The sequence below is a fragment of the Aquimarina sp. AD1 genome, assembly GCF_003443695.1.
Classification (GTDB): Bacteria; Bacteroidota; Bacteroidia; order Flavobacteriales; family Flavobacteriaceae; genus Aquimarina; species Aquimarina latercula.
Map to the genome: position 1 here is coordinate 4,107,465 of NZ_CP031966.1, position 20,712 is coordinate 4,128,176.

Annotated in this window: 17 protein-coding genes; 8 read left to right on the plus strand and 9 right to left on the minus strand. The window is 33.2% G+C overall.

Features of this window, described 5'->3' with window-relative positions; all coding sequences use genetic code 11:
• Positions 1-87: 87 nt before the first annotated feature.
• The 3 genes from D1815_RS17735 to D1815_RS17745 all read right to left on the minus strand — a co-directional run bounded on the left by D1815_RS17735 (position 88) and on the right by D1815_RS17745 (position 6,161).
• Positions 88-3,987, minus strand: a complete 3,900-nt coding sequence (locus D1815_RS17735; RefSeq protein ID WP_233557465.1) for a S8 family serine peptidase — start codon at positions 3,985-3,987, stop codon at positions 88-90.
• 213 nt (positions 3,988-4,200) lie between these two features.
• Positions 4,201-5,160: a YheT family hydrolase gene (locus D1815_RS17740; protein WP_118388623.1), complete on the minus strand. Its 960-nt coding sequence runs from the start codon at positions 5,158-5,160 to the stop codon at positions 4,201-4,203.
• Positions 5,160-6,161, minus strand: coding sequence for a bestrophin family protein (locus D1815_RS17745; protein ID WP_027394295.1), 1,002 nt, complete (start codon positions 6,159-6,161; stop codon positions 5,160-5,162). The genes D1815_RS17740 and D1815_RS17745 overlap by 1 nt, the downstream gene beginning before the upstream one ends.
• Before the next feature lie 215 nt (positions 6,162-6,376).
• Here D1815_RS17745 and D1815_RS17750 point away from each other — a divergent pair, with 215 nt between their 5' ends.
• Entirely contained in the window at positions 6,377-6,853 is a 477-nt protein-coding gene (locus D1815_RS17750) for a thioesterase family protein (RefSeq protein ID WP_027394294.1), read from the plus strand.
• Here the strand turns inward: D1815_RS17750 and D1815_RS17755 are convergent.
• Entirely contained in the window at positions 6,845-7,738 is an 894-nt protein-coding gene (locus tag D1815_RS17755; RefSeq protein WP_118388625.1) for a DMT family transporter, read from the minus strand. The two genes, D1815_RS17750 and D1815_RS17755, sit on opposite strands and share 9 nt — an antisense overlap.
• A complete protein-coding gene (locus D1815_RS17760) occupies positions 7,731-8,084 on the minus strand; it encodes an arsenate reductase family protein (protein ID WP_027394292.1) in 354 nt (117 codons plus the stop codon). The genes D1815_RS17755 and D1815_RS17760 overlap by 8 nt, the downstream gene beginning before the upstream one ends.
• Before the next feature lie 100 nt (positions 8,085-8,184).
• Between D1815_RS17760 and D1815_RS17765 the strand changes: the two genes are divergently transcribed.
• Entirely contained in the window at positions 8,185-8,640 is a 456-nt protein-coding gene (locus D1815_RS17765) for a DinB family protein (protein WP_027394291.1), read from the plus strand.
• Here the strand turns inward: D1815_RS17765 and D1815_RS17770 are convergent.
• Positions 8,635-9,414: a DUF3298 and DUF4163 domain-containing protein gene (locus D1815_RS17770; protein WP_051336229.1), complete on the minus strand. Its 780-nt coding sequence runs from the start codon at positions 9,412-9,414 to the stop codon at positions 8,635-8,637. The two genes, D1815_RS17765 and D1815_RS17770, sit on opposite strands and share 6 nt — an antisense overlap.
• Before the next feature lie 129 nt (positions 9,415-9,543).
• Between D1815_RS17770 and D1815_RS17775 the strand changes: the two genes are divergently transcribed.
• The 6 genes from D1815_RS17775 to D1815_RS17800 all read left to right on the plus strand — a co-directional run bounded on the left by D1815_RS17775 (position 9,544) and on the right by D1815_RS17800 (position 18,370).
• Positions 9,544-10,719, plus strand: coding sequence for a cystathionine gamma-synthase (locus tag D1815_RS17775; RefSeq protein ID WP_255420164.1), 1,176 nt, complete (start codon positions 9,544-9,546; stop codon positions 10,717-10,719).
• A gap of 103 nt (positions 10,720-10,822) precedes the next feature.
• Positions 10,823-12,166: an NADP-specific glutamate dehydrogenase gene (gene gdhA / locus D1815_RS17780; RefSeq protein WP_118388627.1), complete on the plus strand. Its 1,344-nt coding sequence runs from the start codon at positions 10,823-10,825 to the stop codon at positions 12,164-12,166.
• A 123-nt stretch (positions 12,167-12,289) separates the two neighbouring features.
• The gene (locus D1815_RS17785; protein WP_118388629.1) at positions 12,290-14,569 is read left to right on the plus strand and encodes a two-component regulator propeller domain-containing protein; all 2,280 of its coding nucleotides are present in this window, start codon (positions 12,290-12,292) and stop codon (positions 14,567-14,569) included.
• Positions 14,569-15,288: a DNA repair protein RecO gene (gene recO, locus D1815_RS17790; protein WP_027394286.1), complete on the plus strand. Its 720-nt coding sequence runs from the start codon at positions 14,569-14,571 to the stop codon at positions 15,286-15,288. The genes D1815_RS17785 and recO overlap by 1 nt, the downstream gene beginning before the upstream one ends.
• A 3-nt stretch (positions 15,289-15,291) precedes the next feature.
• The gene (locus D1815_RS17795; RefSeq protein WP_118388631.1) at positions 15,292-17,700 is read left to right on the plus strand and encodes a TonB-dependent receptor; all 2,409 of its coding nucleotides are present in this window, start codon (positions 15,292-15,294) and stop codon (positions 17,698-17,700) included.
• Between the two features lie 34 nt (positions 17,701-17,734).
• Positions 17,735-18,370 carry an HAD family hydrolase gene (locus D1815_RS17800; protein ID WP_369899414.1) on the plus strand — a complete coding sequence of 212 codons (636 nt, stop codon included), beginning with the start codon at positions 17,735-17,737 and terminating at the stop codon, positions 18,368-18,370.
• A 10-nt stretch (positions 18,371-18,380) separates the two neighbouring features.
• Here D1815_RS17800 and D1815_RS17805 read toward each other — a convergent pair whose 3' ends face one another.
• The 3 genes from D1815_RS17805 to D1815_RS17815 all read right to left on the minus strand — a co-directional run bounded on the left by D1815_RS17805 (position 18,381) and on the right by D1815_RS17815 (position 20,604).
• Entirely contained in the window at positions 18,381-18,869 is a 489-nt protein-coding gene (locus D1815_RS17805) for a nuclear transport factor 2 family protein (RefSeq protein ID WP_118388635.1), read from the minus strand.
• A 6-nt stretch (positions 18,870-18,875) separates the two neighbouring features.
• Positions 18,876-19,457 (minus strand): hypothetical protein, encoded by a 582-nt coding sequence (locus tag D1815_RS17810; RefSeq protein WP_158594402.1) that lies wholly within the window; start codon positions 19,455-19,457, stop codon positions 18,876-18,878.
• A gap of 112 nt (positions 19,458-19,569) precedes the next feature.
• On the minus strand, positions 19,570-20,604 hold the full coding sequence (locus tag D1815_RS17815) for a M12 family metallopeptidase (protein WP_027394281.1): 1,035 nt from the start codon (positions 20,602-20,604) through the stop codon (positions 19,570-19,572).
• Positions 20,605-20,712 lie beyond the last annotated feature (108 nt).

Consider the following 20,712-nt stretch of genomic DNA (forward strand, 5'->3'; position numbering starts at 1 on the left):
TAGTTATGAATTACAAGTATACAAAAAGCCCTGAAACAAAATTGTTTCAGGGCTTTATTAAAAATTAAGGTTATCTGTCTTAAATTTTTATTCTTTTATGAAACGAACCGTTCCCATATTTACTTTTAACATGTATACTCCAGCTTCCAATGCTTGAACATCAATTGTGTTAGAGAAAGTTCCTTTAAGAACCGTTTGCCCCAACATGTTATGAATTGAATATTCTTGAGTTCCGTAGTTTCCTGCACGAACATTAAGAATTGCTCCTTTCAATGGATTAGGATATACAGATAGTAATTCTGTTGGAGGTCCTTGTGGGTCATCAGAAGTGGTAACAAAAGATGTTGTAGTTCCACATGCTCCAAGGTTTGTCCATCCTGTAGCCGTTCTTTCGAATAGGTTTCCTTGATACGTAACCTGATCCCCAGTTTGATAGGATTGAGAACTACTCCATTCAGCAACTCCTTCACAGATATCTGTTGATCCACCACCACCAGAAGTATTGGTTAATGATACATTATCAATTGCAATATCAGCTTGCCAGGTAGATCCTGTAATTCTGTTAAATCTTAATTGAACTCCTCCTCCAACATAAGTTGCAAGGTCAATACTAGCTGTTAACCAAGAATTTCCTTTATTTCCAGATTCACTCCAAATATTTGTCCAAGTAGCTCCATCGTCAGTACTTGCATCTACAGCGATACTTCCCATGTCTGTAGCACCATACATATGATAGCTGAAAGAGAAGCTTGCTTCTGAAAGACCAGAAAGGTCGAAACAAGGAGAATTTAAGATAGCTTGTTTGTTAGGATATCCCGTTCCATTTCCTGAAGCCTCAACAAAAATATAGTAAGAACCTTGAGTGGCGCTAGAAGGTCCAGTGCTACTAGAAGGTGTTCCACTAGCATCAACAGTCCAGTTAATATCATCAGCAGTTGATTGAGTCCAAGCTCCTAAAGTATTTTCAAATCCTTCATCATATGGGAAAGAGGAAATACCTGAAGTACAACCACCTCCACCAGATCCTCCAGTAGTAGTTACATTTATAGTATTACTAAATGCTGATTCATTTCCAGCAGCATCTTTTGCTTTAACACTAAACTGATATGTAGTGTCTGCAGTTAATCCAGTAACATTTGCTGTTGTTCCTGTAACTTCTCCTAATACAGTACTTCCTTGGTATACATCATAAGCAGTAACTCCTACATTATCTGTAGCAGCATTCCATGATAGTGTTAAGGTTGTTTCCTCGATATTAGAAGCTGATAATCCGCTTGGTGCAGTTGGTGCTTGTGTATCTGGAGCGTCCGCAGTAGTAACATCAATTGTATTACTAAACGCTGATTCATTTCCAGCGGCATCTTTTGCTTTTACACTAAATTGATATGCAGTACTTGCTGTTAATCCAGTAACGTTTGCAGTTGTTCCAGTAACTTCTCCTAAAATAGTACTTCCTTGATATACATCATAAGCAGTAACTCCTACATTATCTGTAGCAGCATTCCAAGATAAAGTTAGAGTAGTTTCAGTGATGTCAGATGCAGCTAAACTTGTTGGTGCAGTTGGTGCTTGTGTATCACCAGTAGATGCTCCAATTGTAACAGTATAGTCTTCTACTTCTCCATATTGAAAAGATTCACAAGAAGTTGGTACTCCATTATATTTCATAGAAACACGCATTCTTGTATCTCCGTTTAATGCACTTGACGGTACTGTAAAACTTCCACTAACCGGTGTAGTTTGGGTTGCAGCTTGTGTCCATACTTGTTCACCAGAATCTGTAAAAACTCCATTTTGATTATAGTCAATCCATACACTATATCCTTCACTATATGTAGTTCCTGTCCAGGTTGGTGTTACAGTAATTGTATAATCACTTCCCTTGGAAATTGAGGTAGAAATCGAAGTAAAATCTGAGTAACCTCCACTTCCTGCTCCAGAAGCATTATTAATTGTTCCTAATTGAAGATTACCAATATATTCGTCAGCAACACTATTACCATTAGATGCGCAATAGTTTAATTGAATTTCGGTAGTCGTAAAAGTAGTAGATGCACTGTAAGAAGATGTAGATCCATCAGAACAGTTACTTCTTACTTGTACTTCATATGAAGTAGTCTCAGCTAAACCAGAAATTACAGATGAAACACCACTTGCTGTTTGTGTAGTCCAAGTTGAAGTTCCTGTTTGACGATATCTTACATCAAAAGATGCTCCAGGAATCGCAGTCCAGTTTATTGTCGCAGAATCAGAACCAATGTTAGAAGCTCCTACTCCTACAGGAACAGTAGCATTACAAACAACAGGTGTTCCTGTTAATCCAGTTACGATAAGAGAGAAGTTTTGACTTCCTCCCACCAAAGATCCTTTGTTGGTTACAGTAATAGTATATGTACCAGTAGCATTAGCTATATCAACTCTTTCATATGGATCTACAGTATTGTCTCCAGTTCCATTTGTTGTAATACCGGTTAATCTATAAGGATTGTATGTAGTAGTGTTTTTTGTAACTCTAATATCTAAATCATTTACTAACACAGCTGCATTCGAATTAGTTGCAGAAACAGCTGTTCCAGCACGATCCGTCCAAGAGATAGAAGCCATCAAAGAATTTACACCATCAGAATCTACAGTAATTGAATATGTTTGTCCACTATTCAGCGTAAGTTCTTCAATTTTGGTTTCATTTCCATTGTTAGTGATAGTTTCAGCAGCTTTTTTAGCGTTTAATAATCCCCATCCATAAACTGCATCAGGACCAGAAGGTCCAGCATCGTCTGCTGTATGAAGAGCTAAACCTTTTAGAGTTGCAGCTCTCATAAGACTACCATTTGTATTATTATAATGTTGCTGTAATAATAGTAATGATCCTGCAACATTAGGTGATGCCATAGAAGTACCAGTAATACTAGCATAAGCTGTATTGCTGCTTTCGTATGTAGAGTAAACCCCAGTACCGTTTCCAGTAATATCTGGTTTGATACGGTAATCGTCCGTTGGGCCTTCACTACTAGAACTGTTAATAGAAACACTATTTAAAGACCCATCTGAATTAATATTAGCATCCTGAGCATTCGCAACTACTAAATTGTTTTTAGAAGTAGAATGTCCTGTTAATTTATCATAAGAAGAGTTTCCATCAAGTGGTTGTCCGTTATATCCATTTTGGTTACCATCATTACCAGCAGCTACTACCATTAGGTAGAAAGGTGCATTAAACATTACTTCATCCCAATCTCTAGAAGTGTCTATATATGCACCAAAATATTGATCTGGTACAAGATCTCCTCTAAATCCATAAGAGTGATTAGATATGATCATTCCGTTTGCAGCAGCAGTTGTAGCTTCAGCAACATCATTGTTCCACATATATCCATTTACTTTAGACTGAGGAGCCATTCCTTTTGCAGCAGCTTGAACACCAGAAGCTGTAATAGTTCCAGTTACGTGAGCAGCGTGAAAGTTTAATTGAGTACCTCCTTCTGAAGCGGCATCTTGGATAGTAACACGATTGTTTCCTCCAGCACCATCATATTCCTGGTGAGATTCTCTTGCATGTCCACCGTCCCATACATGGGCAGTCATATTTTGACCATCTAGGTTTAATCCAAGTGATCCTCCAATATTAAGATGATTCGTTCTTGTGGATTCCGCAGCGTCTACGTTATAAGTAGTATAATAAAGTGCACTTCCATCTGGAGCAAGTCTTTGCAGCTCAGAAAAAGTTCCATCCTTTAGCGTGGTTTTAATAGGCCATCCATTTTGCTTTGCAGCTTGTATAGCCTCTTTCTTTTGAATTGCAGCTTTTTCTGCATTCTCAGCTTGTAGTTGATTAAGTTTAGAAAGATTACTTTTTGACATGATTTTTGACCTCTGGGCTTTGTCCTGAGCGAATGCTCCAGCCGAAAGAAGTATCATCATAGAAAAAACTAACATGTGTAGTTTTTTAAACCTTCCCCCAGTAAGGTTTTTGTAACTTTTTTTCATTTTTATTGAGTTTGAGTTAGCGATAATTTGATTTCCCTGATAATTCTATAAGGAAACGACCAAAACTCTTAAAATATTCCTAATTAAAAAAAGATTTTCGATAAAGGGATAAAAAATTACTACACAAAACCTTAACATTGACTTAACGTTTGTTTCATTAATTCGAATATGTAGGTAAAATATTACAAATTATGGTAAAAACATCTGGTTCGCTTACCATTTATTCAGAAACTGTACGGTTTTATGCTCGTTATAATAAGTTAGACCTCTAAGATAAAAGCCTACATGTCCACCAAAACTAGGTGTCTCTAAAAATAAATTATTGTTTTCCTGCGCTTCTTTAATTGGGTAACATGCATTTCCCAGAAAAGTATCGTTCTTAGCGTTAATAATTAGTGTTGGAACCTGAATATTTTTTAAAAATTGTTTACTACTACATTTTGTATAATAATCAATAGCATCTGTATAGCCATGAGCTTTGCTTGTATATAAGTTATCAATATCAATTAATGATTTACAAGCATTGATATCTGATTTACTGATTTGCTCTGGAAAAACCTGTTGCCTTTCGTGTAGTTTTTCTTTTAAGCTTTTAATAAAGCGTTTCTGATAAACAAAGTTTTTTGGTTTATTGATCTCCTTTAAAGAGTCATATAGATCACAAGGTACAGATACTACAACGGCAGATTTAACTTGAGTAGGGGTTGCTCTCTCTCCTAAATATTTTAGCGTTATGTTACCTCCAAGACTGAACCCACATATCGAAATAGTATTGTACTCTTTCTCGATGATATGGGTGATAATTGAACTTAAATCTTCGCTCACACCTGCATTATAAGATCTATATAGTCTATTAACGACTCCACTACAATTTCTAAGATTTACTGCAGCTACATCCCAATGATTATTATTTAAGTGCCTGGCCAAACCGACAATATATTGACGTTGTGCATTGCCTTCTAAACCATGAATTAAGACAGCAACTTTTTGATTAGATTCACCATTAGACGGATAACTCCAATCGATATCAATAAAGTCACCATCTTCTAATTCTATACGTTCTCGCGTCTGAAGAATATCGTTTACTTTTCTAAGTAAATTAGGGTATATAGTAGAGAAGTGACCATTTTTAAAAAAATATGGTGGAGTGTATGTGGATTCTATTAAAGGCATTAGTAAAGAATATTGTCTTTCGGTTTTACTTTTTCAGGAAGATCTTTCTCATCTAACATATCTCTTAAATCTATTTCAATTGTTCTACAAAGTGCAGTCATCGGAACGTCATTAATTCTTCCTTCAAAAGGATCTTCGCTATTACTTCCTACTTTTTCCATTGTAGTGAATATCCAAGATACTAATACAGATAACGGAATCATTAAGAAAATAAACCAAGGTTTAATATGGTGTGCCATATCGCTGAGTTCATTTTCAAAAACATTAAGTAGCCCAAAAGGCAATAATAGCACAAAAATCCAGGTAAAGACAGTGCTAAAATATGCATATTGACGAGGAAAAGGAGTGTTTTTGATACGCTCACATTTTCCTTGTAAATTATATAATTCCTCTAATATTCCGTGCAAAAGTTGTTTGTCGAATTCCGTAATTTTTCCAGAGTTTAATAATTCTTTTAGATGTAATCCTTGGTTTTTTACTAAATGAGTTGCCGCGTTTTTTCTTTGTAGTAAATCAGAATACTCTTCGTCTGAAATAAAACTTTTAGTGGCATCACAGGCGGGATTTTTCTCTCCGTGTTTTTTAACAAGGCGCTCTACAGAAGGATTTTCTTTTATGGAAAATGAAGTAGGTTGTCTAAGTTGTATACGTAATGCGTTAATCCAAGCTATATGTCTGTAAATAAGTACTTTTTTTGTTTCAGGATTATCATTAACTAGACATAAAACTTGATTTGCCCACGTTCTACTATAATTAACAATACCTCCCCAAATTTTACGACCTTCCCAAAAACGGTCATAACTTTGGCTGTTCTTAAAACCAATGTAAAATGCTACGGCAATTCCAATAACGGTAAGTGGCTGAAAAGGAATGTCTATAAATTGTAAATCTAAAAAATGATATAATGAAAAAATAGCTGCGGTATATACAGTGAAAAAAAGTAAGTTTCTCCATGCAAAGCGAAGAATAAGTCCCCAGCCAATATTACGTTTGATGTACATTCGTTATTTTTTTTCCTAAAATAAGAAGACCCTAAAGCTTTTCAAAACCTAAAGAGTCTTATTTTGAAGTTATAGATTTCAGAAATATTGATTTACTAAAGGTTTTTATGCTCAAAAATGTTTGAGGTGTTGAATAGAGATACAATTTTTAACAGGTTTTTATTATGCAAGCATAATAAGTCTTTTGTATTTTTACAGCGTAAAAATGAATAGTTATGTATTTAAAGGAATTCGAAATTAGATGGAATGATATTGACGCAAATCGTCATTTAGCTAACAAAGCATATATAGAATATGCAGCACATACCAGAATGACCTTTTTATCCGAGTTGGGTTTTGATCAACGATCTTTGGGAAAATTCAATATTGGGCCAGTAGTTTTCTACGAACATATCTATTATTTTAAAGAGGTTTTTTATGGTAGACCTGTAAAAGTTTCTTTAGAATTATCAGGAATGAGCGAGGATGGAAAATTCTTTGAATTTTTACATAATTTTTATGATTATAAAGGAAGAAACTTTGCGAGATGTGAGATGATGGGTGCATGGATAGATCTAAATACTCGAAAATTAATACCACTTCCGGAAGAAATGAATCAGTTTATGGATAAAGTGGAGCGTCCTGATAATTTTAAAATTCTTACCAAAGAAGACACTAGAAAATTTGCAAAAATACCACAAGACCTAAGCTAGTTTTTTAGTTTTTTTGGTTACCAAATAAACACCTAAGAAGACTAATAGGGCAGAGATTATTTTGACAGCATTAAGAGAATCAGCTCCCATTGCCATGGCGAAACTTATTGCCAATAAAGGTTGTAAATAGATAAATGCACCAATTGTAGATGCTTTTAGTGTTTTAAGTGCAAATACATTTAATAAATAAGTAAAAAAAGTAGTTCCAATGACCACAAAAGCCATTTTCCATATGACGTCATAAGGAAGTGATGTCCATTGTACTTCGCTAAATTCTGAAATGGTAATAGGAAAATTAATAATAACTCCAATAAGGAAAAACCATTTCATTAAAGTAAAAGAATGGTATTTTGATGTTAGGGGTTTTACTAATACAAGATATATAGCATAAGAAGCAGCATTGACAATAAAAAGAATATTACCCAGTGGAATATTAGGAGCATCTTGCCTAGTTTCTGAACCAAAGAGAATCAACCCTAATGCTCCAGAAAAACCAAGTAGAATTCCAACAGTTCGTAACCATGTTATTTTTTCACTTAGAAAAATAGCAGATAAAACGAATACCAAAATAGGTGAAATGGTAATCATAACTGAGCTGTTTATTGGCGTAGATAATTGAAGTCCTTTAAAAAACATCAACATATTAATGACCATACCAAAAATAGCACACCCAAATATTCTTAGCCAATCAGCGCGATCAATTTTTTGTTTAGGAGCCCATATTGATGCCAGCCAAAAAAGTGCTGCAGCACCAATTACTCTAAGAAGAATAAAGCCAAAAGGTTTAATGTAAGTGGGCATTACACCTTTTGCCAAGGTGTGATTGATTGCATAAATTAGACTTGCACCAAAAGCTGCTAGTAATGCTGCCGTTCTTTTATCCATTAATAGCAATATTAGCAGCTTCCACTACTTTTTTACTATTACCGATAAATATTTGATTATCAAATAATAGTACTGGACGCTTTAAGAAGGTATAATGTTCTAGAATTAAATTTTTGTAATCGTCTTCTGCTAGTGCTTGATTTTTTAGATCTCTTTCTTTATAAAGCCGTGCTCTTTTACTAAACAGGGATTCATATGAACCAGCTAACGATTTCATTTCTTCTATTTGAACTAAGCTAATGCCTTCTGATTTAATGTCTTGCAAAACGAAATCAGAAGAAAGGTTTAGTTCGTTCATGATGCGTTTACAAGTATCACAAGTTGATAGGTAATATATTTTTTTCACAGATTTATATTTAAAATGTCAAAATCAACACAAAGGAAATTCATTTCTCTTTGAAAACTCATATTTTTGGGTAAAAATTAAGAACGTTTACTACTTAAATATGAGAGATCAATTAGAAATCACAAGAACCAATAGAAAATTACTAGCCAAAATTATGGATAACTTTTCATTGGAAGATCTAAACAAAGTTCCCCAAGGGTTTAATAATAATTTGATTTGGAATATTGCTCATGTAGTGGTTACGCAACAATTACTTACTTACAAATTAAGTGGATTACCAATGATGATTAGTGATGAGATGATTGTTAAATATCGTAAAGGGACTAAAACAGAAGGTTTGGTAAGTAAAGAAGAGGTAGAAAAAGTAAAAGAACTTCTTTTTACTACCATTGATAAAACTGAAAAAGACATAGATGGTAGTATTTTTGAAGGGTATCAAGAATATCCTACTAGTACTGGTTTTGTATTAAAATCTGTAGAGGATGCTATCAATTTTAATAATTTTCATGAAGGAATACATCTCGGATACATTTTAGCGCTCAAGAAGTCATTATAGAATAGTAGTCGTAAAATAATCCACTACTTCTTCTTTTTTAAGTTTTAATTCTATAGGTCCTTCAGCGTATGAGCTTATTTCATATTGGTTATAGAAAAGAATAATATGGGTCTCTGTTAACCCAATGTTATTTGGCAAACTAAAAGTGTTATTATCAAAGAAGAAGCCAGTACTATTTATAGATTGTTCATTAGGAATAGCGTACTTCTCTCTAAATATTTTTTCGACATATATTGAAAAGTTGTTTACATTCTTTAGCAGTTTTTCTTGTGGTATAATTGCACCAGTTTTTGCATCAATGTTTATGTATTTTGAATTGCCACTTCCGTGAGCACCTCCAGTAAATATATAAGAATCTATTAGAATAGAAAGAATGAATTTATTCTGATAACTGATGTCACAGTTTATACTTGCTTCATATGGAATAATTTCTTCTGGAAATTCCTTTTTTATTTCTTGATAGGAGTTATTAAAATTTTTAAGTGCTTCTTCTATGTTGTCTATAGAGGTGTCATCTTCTACGTTTAAGCTAGTACTGGCAGCCTTTTCTATTTGAATATTGATTTTTTTTGCAATTTCATTTTCATTTATAGATTCGAGAAGAAAAATTTCTGTAATAGCGCAATCAGAGCTATTGCAGTCAAAATAATCATCAATGGCGATAGTGCGTTTATGAAAACTTAAAGGTTCACTCTTTTGGCAGCTATAAAAACAAATAGAGATTACTGCTAAAAAAAGTGACTTAAGATTGGTGTTAGTTTTTGTGTTAATCATCTACTAAAGATATTCATTGAAATATGATTAGAACGAATTAAGTTATAAATTTGTTTTAGTTTTTTAACAAAATAGATTACAAGTTGGTTTTTTTCAGTTCTGAAATATAAGAATTGATCGAAAGAACATATAAAAAATAAGAACACTGATAAAAATCGAGGAATCGTGAAGTTTAATACCAAAACAATACACGGAGGACAAATACTTGATCCTGCTTACGGATCTGTAATGCCTCCAATATACCAAACTTCTACCTATGCTCAAACTACTCCTGGAGGACACAAAGGGTTTGAGTATAGTAGAACACATAATCCAACTAGAAAATCTTTAGAAAATGCTTTGGCAAGTCTTGAAAACGGAAAACATGGATTGGCTTTTGGATCAGGATTAGCAGCTATTGATGCGGTACTTAAATTATTAAAACCTGGCGATGAAGTGATTTCGACAAATGATCTCTATGGGGGAACCTATAGGTTGTTTACCAAAATTTTTGAAGGTTTTGGAATAAAATTTCATTTTATTGGAATGAAAAATTCGGGTAACGTTGAAAAATATATTAATGAAAAAACAAAACTGATTTGGGTAGAGACACCAACAAACCCGATGATGAATATTATTGATATTAAAGCAATTGGTAAGATTTCTAACAAACATAATCTTCTATTAGCCGTAGATAATACATTTGCAACACCTTATTTACAGCAACCTTTAGATCTTGGTGCCGATATCGTAATGCATAGTGTTACTAAATATATTGGAGGGCATAGTGATTTGATAATGGGTGCTTTGATAGTTAAGGATGATGAAATTGCGAATCGCCTATATTTTATTCAAAATGCAAGTGGCGCGGTCTGTGGTCCACAAGATAGTTTTTTAGCTCTTAGAGGAATTAAGACATTACATGTTAGAATGCAACGTCATTGCGAAAATGGAGAAACCATAGCAAATTATCTAAAAAATCATCCTAAAATTGAAAATGTATATTGGCCAGGATTTATAGATAATCCAGGTTATAGTGTAGCTAAAGAACAAATGAATGGTTTCGGCGGCATGATATCTTTTGTTACAAAAAACAGTAATTATAAAGAAGCGATAAGAATTGTTGAAAATTTGAAAATTTTCACATTAGCAGAATCACTTGGCGGAGTAGAAAGTTTAGCAGGACATCCAGCAAGTATGACACATGCGTCAATTCCAAAAGAAGAACGAGAAAAGACTGGTGTTGTCGATTCTCTGATTAGATTAAGTGTAGGAATTGAGGATGTAAACGACCTAATATCAGATTTAGAGCAAGCTATTGGATAGAGTGTTATTAAATTCAAAAAATTAGATGTAATTTTTTGATAATATCATATATTTGACCAAATAAATTAACCATTAAATAAGAATCTTTTAATCCTATTAACATATGCAAGCAAAAATAGATGCATTTATGGAAGAAGTAAGAGCTCGTAATTCACATGAGCCAGAGTTCTTACAAGCGGTACAAGAAGTTGCGGAAACTGTAATACCGTATATCGCTACACAAGAAATATATAATGGAAAAAACATTCTATTAAGAATGGTAGAACCAGAGAGAGCCATAATGTTTCGAGTACCTTGGGTAGATGATAAGGGAGAAATACATGTAAATCGTGGATATAGAATTCAAATGAATTCTGCGATTGGTCCTTATAAAGGCGGATTACGTTTTCACCCATCAGTAAATTTAAGTATTCTTAAGTTTCTTGCTTTTGAGCAAGTGTTCAAAAATAGTTTAACAACGCTGCCAATGGGTGGTGGTAAAGGAGGTTCAGATTTTGATCCTAAAGGAAAATCCGATGATGAGATTATGCGTTTTTGCCATAGTTTTATGAGTGAGCTTTTTAGACATATTGGACCTAACACAGATGTTCCTGCTGGAGATATTGGAGTAGGTGCACGTGAAATTGGTTTCTTGTTTGGGATGTATCGTAAAATGCGTAATGAATTTACCGGAGTTTTAACAGGAAAAGGATTAACCTGGGGAGGATCTGAGATTCGTCCAGAAGCTACGGGTTATGGTACCGTATATTTTGCAGAAAATATGCTAAAAACCAAAGGCAATTCTTTTGAAGGAAAAACAGTTTTAGTATCAGGTTCAGGAAACGTGGCGCAATATGCTACAGAAAAAGCTATTCAGTTAGGTGCTAAAGTAGTAACCTTATCTGATTCTTCAGGTTATATCTATGACGAAGATGGAATTGATAATGATAAGCTTAAGTTTGTAATGGAACTTAAGAATGAGAGAAGAGGACGTATAAGTGAGTATGCTGAAAAATACAGTTCTGCAAAATTTCATAAAGGAAAAACACCTTGGGGTGAAAAGTGTGATATTGCATTACCTTGTGCAACACAGAATGAATTGAATGGTGATGATGCTACAAGATTAATTGATAACGGATGTATGTGTGTTAGTGAAGGAGCTAATATGCCTTGTGATTCTGATGCTGTCGCAGCTTTTCATAAAGCTAAGATATTTTTTGCACCAGGTAAAGCATCAAATGCGGGAGGAGTTGCTACTTCTGGATTGGAGATGACCCAAAATTCTCTACGTTTTAAATGGACAAGAACAGAGGTTGACGAAAAGCTAAAACAAATAATGAACGATATTCATGAAAAGTGTGTTCAATATGGAACAGATGATGATGGTTATATTGATTACGTTAAAGGAGCAAATATTGCAGGTTTTGTAAAAGTTGCTGATGCTATGTTAGCTCAAGGAGTTATATAAATAATAATAAGTATTTATTGTGAAAGCCGTTCTTACTATAAAGAACGGCTTTTTTCATTATTTGAAAGCAATAATTAGTATTTTAGCGTGTTATCAAGGCAGCGTTAATATCACTCCGTAATTATGCGATACTTCAGACAGTTAATACTTCTAATTTTTCCGGTATTTCTATTTTCTCAGGATTTTAGTAATCAATGGACAGGGCATTATTCCTATTTTCAAATTAACGATTCCTATGCAATAGAAAATAAAATTTATGTTGCTTCTGAGAATACAATTTTTATCTACGATACGGATACAAGAACTTCGGAAACCTTTACTACTGTAAATGGTTTGTCTGGAGAAACAGTATCTACAATTTATCATAGTTCAATATTTGATATTACTGTTATTGGTTATGATAATGGATTGTTAGAGCTAATAGTTGATGATGAGGTAATAACTTTTATCGATATTTTAGAGAAACCGACGATTCCTCCAACACAGAAAAGGATCAATCACTTTTTTGAAAATGGTAATATATTGTATGTCTCTACAGAGTTTGGGATCGTAGAGTTTAATTTAGAAAGAATAGAATTTGGTGATACGTTTTTTGTGGGTCCAGCTGGATCACAAATAAATATAACCGGAACGGTAGTTTCAAACAATGTGATTTATGCAACTACTTCGAATAATGGAATTTTAAATGCAAATGTTGACAACCTTAATTTAGTTGATTTTAACCAATGGATAACATTAGTTCCAGGACAGTATAGAGGAATTACATTATTTAATGAGGAGATTTTGGTATGGGAGAATAATAACCTTATCAGTCGTCTTGATGGACCAGTTCTAACTACAGTTGTAACAGCCTCTAGTGATGTAATAGATGTTTCTATCGATTCTGACAATTTAATAGTTGTTAATACAGATCGAGCATCGGTATTTGATACAAGCTTTAATGAAACTACATCGGCAATTAGTACAACTGGAGATTCTTTTTTGTTAAAGACCGCGTTATCTTTTAATAACACACTATATCTAGGAACAGATAGTAGAGGATTATTACAAGTTGATTTTAATGATCTTACTAATAAAACTTCAATATCTCCAGAAGGACCATTAAGTAATTTTACTTTTGGGATAGAAGCATCAAATAGTAAACTGTGGGTAGTATTTGGTCAATATGATGTGAATTTTAACCCGTTTCCATTACAACAAAGAGGGATAAGTAAACTCACTTCTGAAGGATGGTTAAATATTTCTAAAGATGAGGTTATGGGTGCTACATCTTTATCTCATATTACTATTAATCCCAATAATGAAGATCAGGTTTTTATAAGTAGTTTAAGTAGTGGTTTATTAGAGATCAATGATAATGTAGTAACTAATTTATATAACAACCTTAATAGTGGTTTTGAGTCATTTGTAACAAATGATCCAATTTTTGTGTTTCTTAACGGCTCTGTTTTTGACAATGATGGAAATCTGTGGGTTAATAACGCTAGGGTTGACAATGGTTTGAAAAGATTTTCTCCTGGTGCGACACAAACGCTTAATGTTAATTTAAGCAGATCAATACCTAATGCTTTAAATAATTTAGGTTTTACGGATACGGTGATAGATAGAGACGGAAATTTGTTTGTTGGTGGATTTAATTCGGGTGTGATTGGTTACAATACTGATACAGAAAGTCAAATTCAATTATCTGGTGAGACTGAGGGTTCTAATCTTCCTAGTGATTATGTACTTGCTTTAGAGGTCGATCGGAATAATCAGTTGTGGATTGGTACTTTTAGAGGTATAAGGGTTTTGTTTAATACCTCTGGAGTGTTTCAGCAAAGTAATCCCCAAGCAAGTCAGATTATTATTTTAGATGATGAAGGTGTTCCTCAAGAATTATTATTTGATGAGACAATTACTGATATAGAAGCAGATGGGTCTAATAATAAATGGGTAGCTACTGCATCATCAGGAGTGTTTTATTTCTCTTCTGATGGGCAAGAGACATTAGCTCATTTTACGGCTGATAATTCTCCGTTACCTACAAATAATGTATTAGATATATCAGTAGATGATTCTACGGGTTCTGTTTATTTTGCAACTGAGAAAGGTTTATTAGAGTTTAAAGGAACTGCTACTGGACCAGAAGATAATTTAGATAATGTAGTTGCATTTCCTAATCCGGTGCGCCCAGGATTTAATGGGCAGGTAACAATAAAAGGTTTAACAAGTAGATCAAATGTAAAGATCACTGATATCGAAGGTAACTTGGTATATGAAGAAGTTAGTGAAGGTGGAAGTATTCAGTGGGATACTACCGCTTTTGGAAGGCATAAGGTAGCGTCTGGAGTTTATCTTATTTTAGTTACAGGAGAAGATCAAGCAGAAACAACTGTTTCTAAGCTTTTGATAGTTAGGTAATGATTGTAAATACTCCAGCCATAGTAATTCATTCTTTGCGTTATGGAGAAAGTGATTTAATAGTTTCCCTATTAACAAAAACTAGTGGATTACGTTCCTATTTGCTAAAAGGAATATTAAAATCTAAAAGAGGAAAAATACGATCTTCTTTGTTTCAGCCATTGACGTTACTAGAAATTGAAGCAAATCACAAAGATAAAGGTACTTTAGAAAGAATTAAAGAAGCTAAAATTCTAATACCTTATCAATCTTTGCATACTGATTTTGTTAAAAGCTCATTAGTATTTTTTCTTTCAGAAATATTAAAAAATACAATTCAAGAACAAGAAATAAATGAGGATCTTTTTCATTATTTAGAAACAACATTTTTGTGGTTAGATTCACATGATAATATTGGTAATTTCCATATTTCATTTTTAATAAAGTTGACACAATATTTAGGGTTTTATCCAGATACATCTAATATTTCTTCATCGGTTTTTAATATGCAAGATGGTTGCTTTCAGGAGGATTCTTCTAACATTTATTGTCTCGAAGGAAATAGTGTTTTGGTACTCAAGAAGTTTTTGGGCACGACATTTGAGGAAAGTATGAGTATTAAAATGTCTAGAATGGTAAGAAATGAGATTCTTAATACGTTATTAGTATATTTTGAGCTACATTTGCACGGTTTTAAAAAACCAAAGTCACTTTCGATTTTGAATGAAATTTTTAGTTAAGTAATGCGCTTATTTTTAATTGTTGTATTCACTTTATTTTTTGTAACGGAAAATACTGCTCAAAGTATTACTGTGCTAAGCAGGTCAAATAACCAGCCTATTCCTAGTGTTACAATTCATAATAAAACGAAATCAAAAACTGTTATAACAGATTTTGATGGTATAGCGGATATTTCCGATTTTTCGGAAACAGAAATACTATATTTTGTTCACATATCCCACATAAGCTTTGCTACTACTAAATCTGAAATTCTAGCTTTATCAAATAAAGTGTATTTGGAGGTGGATGAAAATCAATTGTCAGAGGTGGTGATTTCTGTTTCTAAGTGGGAACAGGATAAAAAAGATGTTACTCAAAAGATTGTTAGTATTACATCTGATGAAATCTCTTTCTCTACACCACAAACTTCGGCAGACCTTTTGCAGAGCAGTGGGCAAGTGTTTATACAGAAAAGTCAATTGGGAGGAGGTAGTCCAATAATTCGAGGATTTTCTACTAATCGATTATTACTTACGGTGGATGGAGTTCGAATGAATAATGCTATTTTTAGGGGTGGTAATGTTCAAAATGTGATATCTGTAGATCCATTTACAATAGATAGAACAGAAGTTATATTAGGACCTGGTTCTGTAGTTTACGGAAGTGATGCTGTAGGAGGTGTGATGAACTTTTACACAGCTCAACCTAAAATAGCTATACGAGGAAAGAATAAATTTAGTGGAAATGCTATAGCTAGGTATGCTAGTGCGAGTAATGAAAGAACAGGTCATGTAGATTTTAATATAGGCTTAGAGAAGTGGGCATTTCTAACTAGTGTAAGTTATACAGATTTTGATGATCTTACAATGGGAAGTCATGGCCCTGATGATTATTTACGAAATGAGTATGTAGAAACAATAGATGGTGTTGATACTCTAATTGAAAATGATGACCCGAAAAGTCAGGTTTTTACTGGTTATAATCAATTTAATTTTTTGCAAAAGGTACATTTTATTCCTAATGAAAGATGGGATATTAATGCAGGATTTATTTATACAAAAACTTCTGATTATCCTAGATATGATCGATTGATCCGTCGTAGTGATGTGGGTTTAAGATCTGCCGAATGGTATTATGGACCTCAAAAATGGTTAATGGGAAATCTTCAATTAACTAATAAATGGAAAAATAAATTATACGATAAAGTAAAATTTACAGCTGCCTATCAGAATTTTCAGGAAAGTAGAAATGATCGGGATTTTGGAGATGATATCTTATCAAGAACAAAAGAGGATGTAGATGCATATTCTGCAAATCTTGATTTTGAAAAGAAATTTGATGATAAAACAACGATATATTATGGTTTGGAATATATCTTGAATCAAGTCTCGTCAGAGGGTTCGGAACTTAATATTTCTACCAATGATGTTGTTGCCGCACCATCTAGATATCCGGATGGGTCTACATGGCAGTCCATTGCTGCATATGCCAGTTTAAAAAGTAAGTTAACTGAAAAATTAAGGTTTCAAGGTGGGTTGCGATACAATAGGATTATTCTGTATTCAGAATTTGATGATACGTTTTTTGACTTTCCTTTTAGAGAAGCAAATATTGATACGGAGGCTTTTACAGGTACGGCAGGAATTAGCTGGTTACCAAATGATATTTTACAGTGGAAGTTTAATTTTTCTACAGCATTTAGAGCACCTAATATTGATGATGTGGGTAAAATTTTTGATTCGGAACCAGGGTCAGTAGTAGTGCCAAATCCAGATTTAGAACCAGAATATGCTTATAATGGAGAAATTGGGTTGACTGCCAATGTTGGTAAGAATTTCAAGATTGATTTGGCAACCTATTATACGCAATTGGATAATGCTTTAGTTCGAAGAGATTTTTCTCTTAATGGAGAAACTGAAATTATTTTTGGAGGAGAGCTAAGCAATGTACAAGCGATTCAGAATGCAGCCAATGCTCAGATTTATGGTTTTGAGGCAGGTTTTAGTTATGATTTTATAAAGAATTTTAACCTTTCTTCTAAATATACATTTACTGGTGGAGAAGAAGAGTTGGATGATGGATCAGTTTCTCCTTCAAGACATGTTGCTCCTCAGTTTGGTAGTACAAATCTTAATTATACAAATGATAAATGGATGATTGATTTTTCTGCAATTTATAATGGGCAATTTGATTTTGAAGAGTTGGCTCCTTCTCAACAAAACAATGACTTTTTATATGCATTAGATGAAAATGGAAATCCATATTCTCCTTCTTGGTATACACTTAATGTGAGATCAAGATATCAGTTTACTAAAAGTTTACAAGCAACGTTAACAGTTGAGAATATTACTGATCAACGTTATCGACCATATTCATCTGGTATTGCCGGAGCAGGAAGAAACTTTATTTTATCCTTAAAGTATTCTTTATAATATAAAAACAACACTTCTGAAAGATACATTATACATATTTGACATTGATGGGACATTGACGGATAGTGTACCTATGTATTTAATCTCTGTAACCAAAGCTATGATGAGTATGGGGATTAATAATATTGATACAGACTATAATAATTATAAGCATCATACTGATAGTTATGCGTTGCGATATAATTATGAGCGAAGTTTTAAACAAGATCTTTCAGAGAATCTTTTAGGGGACTTTGAGAATAATTTGGTAACACAAATGCTAGAATTCGATCCGGTAAAAGAAATTAAAGGAGCTCAATCTTTAATACAATCTTTTAGAGATAAGTCTATTCCGTTTTGTTTTGCTACGGGAGCACTTCCTAAACCTGCAATGCTTAAATTAGAGCAATGTAGTATATGGTACGACGAGTTATTACTGGCTACTTCTATGACACACGAATCACGAGAAGGCTTTGTAATGGATGCTTTGAAAAGAGCAAAAGCCTTTTATAACATATCGGAGTTTACTAAGATTATCTCGGTGGGCGATGGGCTTTGGGATCTAAAAACGGCTCAAAACTTATCTTTAGATTTTGTTGGTATTGGAGATAAGAATAAGGAGAAACTACTACAGAATGGTGCTACTAGATGTTATTCCAATATAGATGAATTCAGTAAAAGTATATTCTAGTTTTCGAGTACTACTTACTTCTTAATTTTTCCATTAAATCACTGTCAAAACTTTTTTTAAGCGTAGTAATTTCTTTTACATTTTCATTAGGTATTGCAATGGATAAGACGTAATGTTTTATTTTCCAGCCTTTAGTTGTTTTCTCTAACACACCGCTACCTCTGCAGATTCCCATTTGAGTATCTAATAATTCATCAAACCAAGCTAATTTACTGTCAGTTTGTGCAAATATATTTCTTTCTAACGTGCTAAAACTCCATGCTTTTCCTTTATCAAAATAAGGTTTAGAGAATGCTTTAAAGGAAGCTAAATTCCAATTCTCTGTAGCATCAGTTCCAATAAATATAGCATCATTGGTCATCAAACCAAAATAGGAATCAAATGATGCATCAGCTGCAGCTTTATGCCATTGTTCTAATACGGTATTGATTTCTTTTTTTGTTTGGGCTTGAAAAGTAATGGTAATTGCAAAACATATAAAAACTACTAAATTCTTCATATTATTTTATTCTTCGATTTCAATATTCTTTTCTTCTGGAGATAAAATGGAATCTCTTAGGATGTCACGTTCTCTAAGAAGTTCTTTTTCAATGTTTTCTGGAATTGCTAATGATAATTCATTTAGCTGAATAATAAGACTATTATAAGCTGTAAGTAATCTAATATTGGCGTCCATAAGTTTCTGAGAATCTTGACTAGTAGTTTCAGTAAGTTGTAATAACAAACCCGATTCCGTTGTTAGTACCGCGATTCTAGAACTGATGTTATTTACCTTTAAATCTTCGGACACATTTTCTTTAAAAGACTGAACAAGTAAATTCATACTATCAGCGTATTTTTTGATATAAAAAGGGTTTGATTTGCTCATAGATACTATTAACTTTTTAAGATTCTGAAAATCCTCAAAGTTTTCAATGTCTTTTGAAGCTTGCGGAGATAGTTTTAATACATCTATTTCGACTTTTTCTTTAGATAAACTATCTAGCTTAACTATTTCAACTTCTTCTTGTATAGTAGTATTTTCTTTTTTACAACTTACGCAAATGATTGTAACGGTAACTACTGTATATAAAAATGATCTCATCATAAGATTTTCAATAACAGACCAAAAATAGGGAATATCGTTGCAACTAAAAATTAAAAGCCTTAGGTATTATAGACCTAAGGCTTAAAACAATTTATTAATATGATATTATAGATTATGCATAATACCAAGCCCCATTAACATAAACTACTTCTCTCCATCCTCTGGAGCTGTAGTAGTACCATTTATCATTATATCGGTATACTCTTAGTCCATAAACTGTATAGTATTGTCCATTTTCATAAGTCGGTTCACCACCGCCGTCTCCACCATCGGGATACATTTTATCTATTCCTTCTAAATCAGCAGTAGACAATGCATTTCTCTGTACAGAGTATGTGCTTCCATCTTTTTTGGTAATTGTTGGCTGACCGTTCTTAGAGAATGAATACGCTCCATACATCATAATTGATCCAAAATCTAAAGAACTAGTATATTCGTCTCCGTCATATCCTTGTTCTACATAGGTTTTAAAGTTGAAATCTCTACCAGATTGAATATTTTGAAAATTAATAGTTACATATTGATCTCTATCAGCTCTACTTTGTTCGTGCCATAATCCAACAGCATGACCAATTTCATGAATAGTGTTTCCAGTACTGCAACCACTTGCTAAATTGATGTTTTGTCTTCCACCTACCATTCCTACACTTGATGAACATCCACTCCCAGGTCTAAAGTATATATAGTTGGATTCGTTAGTTCTTTCAATAAAAGTAAGATTCGTATTGTTTTCCCAGCTAGCAATTGCATTGGTAACTCTAGCTTTATTAGGAAGATCATTTGCTATGGTATAGTAAACTTTATTATCAGGCCATCTTCCAGAGGTACGTCCAACACTTCTGCTTAAAGAAGGATCTTGTCCGTCTTCTAATACAAAATTAGAGTCTTCTGTATAGACTTCGTCTTTAGGAAGAATAATGTCACCTTCAAAAATTCTTTTTCCGTCTACTAGTTCATAGTTGATAGGTAATCCTGCATAAAAACCTTCTTCGGTTGTTCCAATTTTGTCAAAATTTGCTCTTTCGGCGCCATCAAAGATTTGATTGTCAGGTTCTAGGTTTTCTAGTTCAGAAATTGGTTCATTTTCTGAACATGAGAGTACGGCAAAGGCTGCACTCATCAATAAGATTGATTTGTTGATTTTCATTTGAGTTTGTGTTTAAATTATTAACATTATGTTAAACCCAAATGATTATTAAATATTATTTTTTTGTAACAAATTAACTTTTGATCAGAAAAAATAGTTAAAATGTTC

What these genes read in the sequence shown, in the direction of transcription:
- D1815_RS17735 (WP_233557465.1), bottom strand. Translation starts at nt 3,987, where the DNA reads ATGAAAAAAAGTTACAAAAACCTTACTGGGGGAAGGTTTAAAAAACTA.
- D1815_RS17740 (WP_118388623.1), bottom strand. Translation starts at nt 5,160, where the DNA reads ATGCCTTTAATAGAATCCACATACACTCCACCATATTTTTTTAAAAAT.
- D1815_RS17745 (WP_027394295.1), bottom strand. Translation starts at nt 6,161, where the DNA reads ATGTACATCAAACGTAATATTGGCTGGGGACTTATTCTTCGCTTTGCA.
- D1815_RS17750 (WP_027394294.1), top strand. Translation starts at nt 6,377, where the DNA reads ATGTATTTAAAGGAATTCGAAATTAGATGGAATGATATTGACGCAAAT.
- D1815_RS17755 (WP_118388625.1), bottom strand. Translation starts at nt 7,738, where the DNA reads ATGGATAAAAGAACGGCAGCATTACTAGCAGCTTTTGGTGCAAGTCTA.
- D1815_RS17765 (WP_027394291.1), top strand. Translation starts at nt 8,185, where the DNA reads ATGAGAGATCAATTAGAAATCACAAGAACCAATAGAAAATTACTAGCC.
- D1815_RS17770 (WP_051336229.1), bottom strand. Translation starts at nt 9,414, where the DNA reads ATGATTAACACAAAAACTAACACCAATCTTAAGTCACTTTTTTTAGCA.
- gdhA (WP_118388627.1), top strand. Translation starts at nt 10,823, where the DNA reads ATGCAAGCAAAAATAGATGCATTTATGGAAGAAGTAAGAGCTCGTAAT.
- D1815_RS17785 (WP_118388629.1), top strand. Translation starts at nt 12,290, where the DNA reads ATGCGATACTTCAGACAGTTAATACTTCTAATTTTTCCGGTATTTCTA.
- recO (WP_027394286.1), top strand. Translation starts at nt 14,569, where the DNA reads ATGATTGTAAATACTCCAGCCATAGTAATTCATTCTTTGCGTTATGGA.
- D1815_RS17795 (WP_118388631.1), top strand. Translation starts at nt 15,292, where the DNA reads ATGCGCTTATTTTTAATTGTTGTATTCACTTTATTTTTTGTAACGGAA.
- D1815_RS17805 (WP_118388635.1), bottom strand. Translation starts at nt 18,869, where the DNA reads ATGAAGAATTTAGTAGTTTTTATATGTTTTGCAATTACCATTACTTTT.
- D1815_RS17810 (WP_158594402.1), bottom strand. Translation starts at nt 19,457, where the DNA reads ATGATGAGATCATTTTTATATACAGTAGTTACCGTTACAATCATTTGC.
- D1815_RS17815 (WP_027394281.1), bottom strand. Translation starts at nt 20,604, where the DNA reads ATGAAAATCAACAAATCAATCTTATTGATGAGTGCAGCCTTTGCCGTA.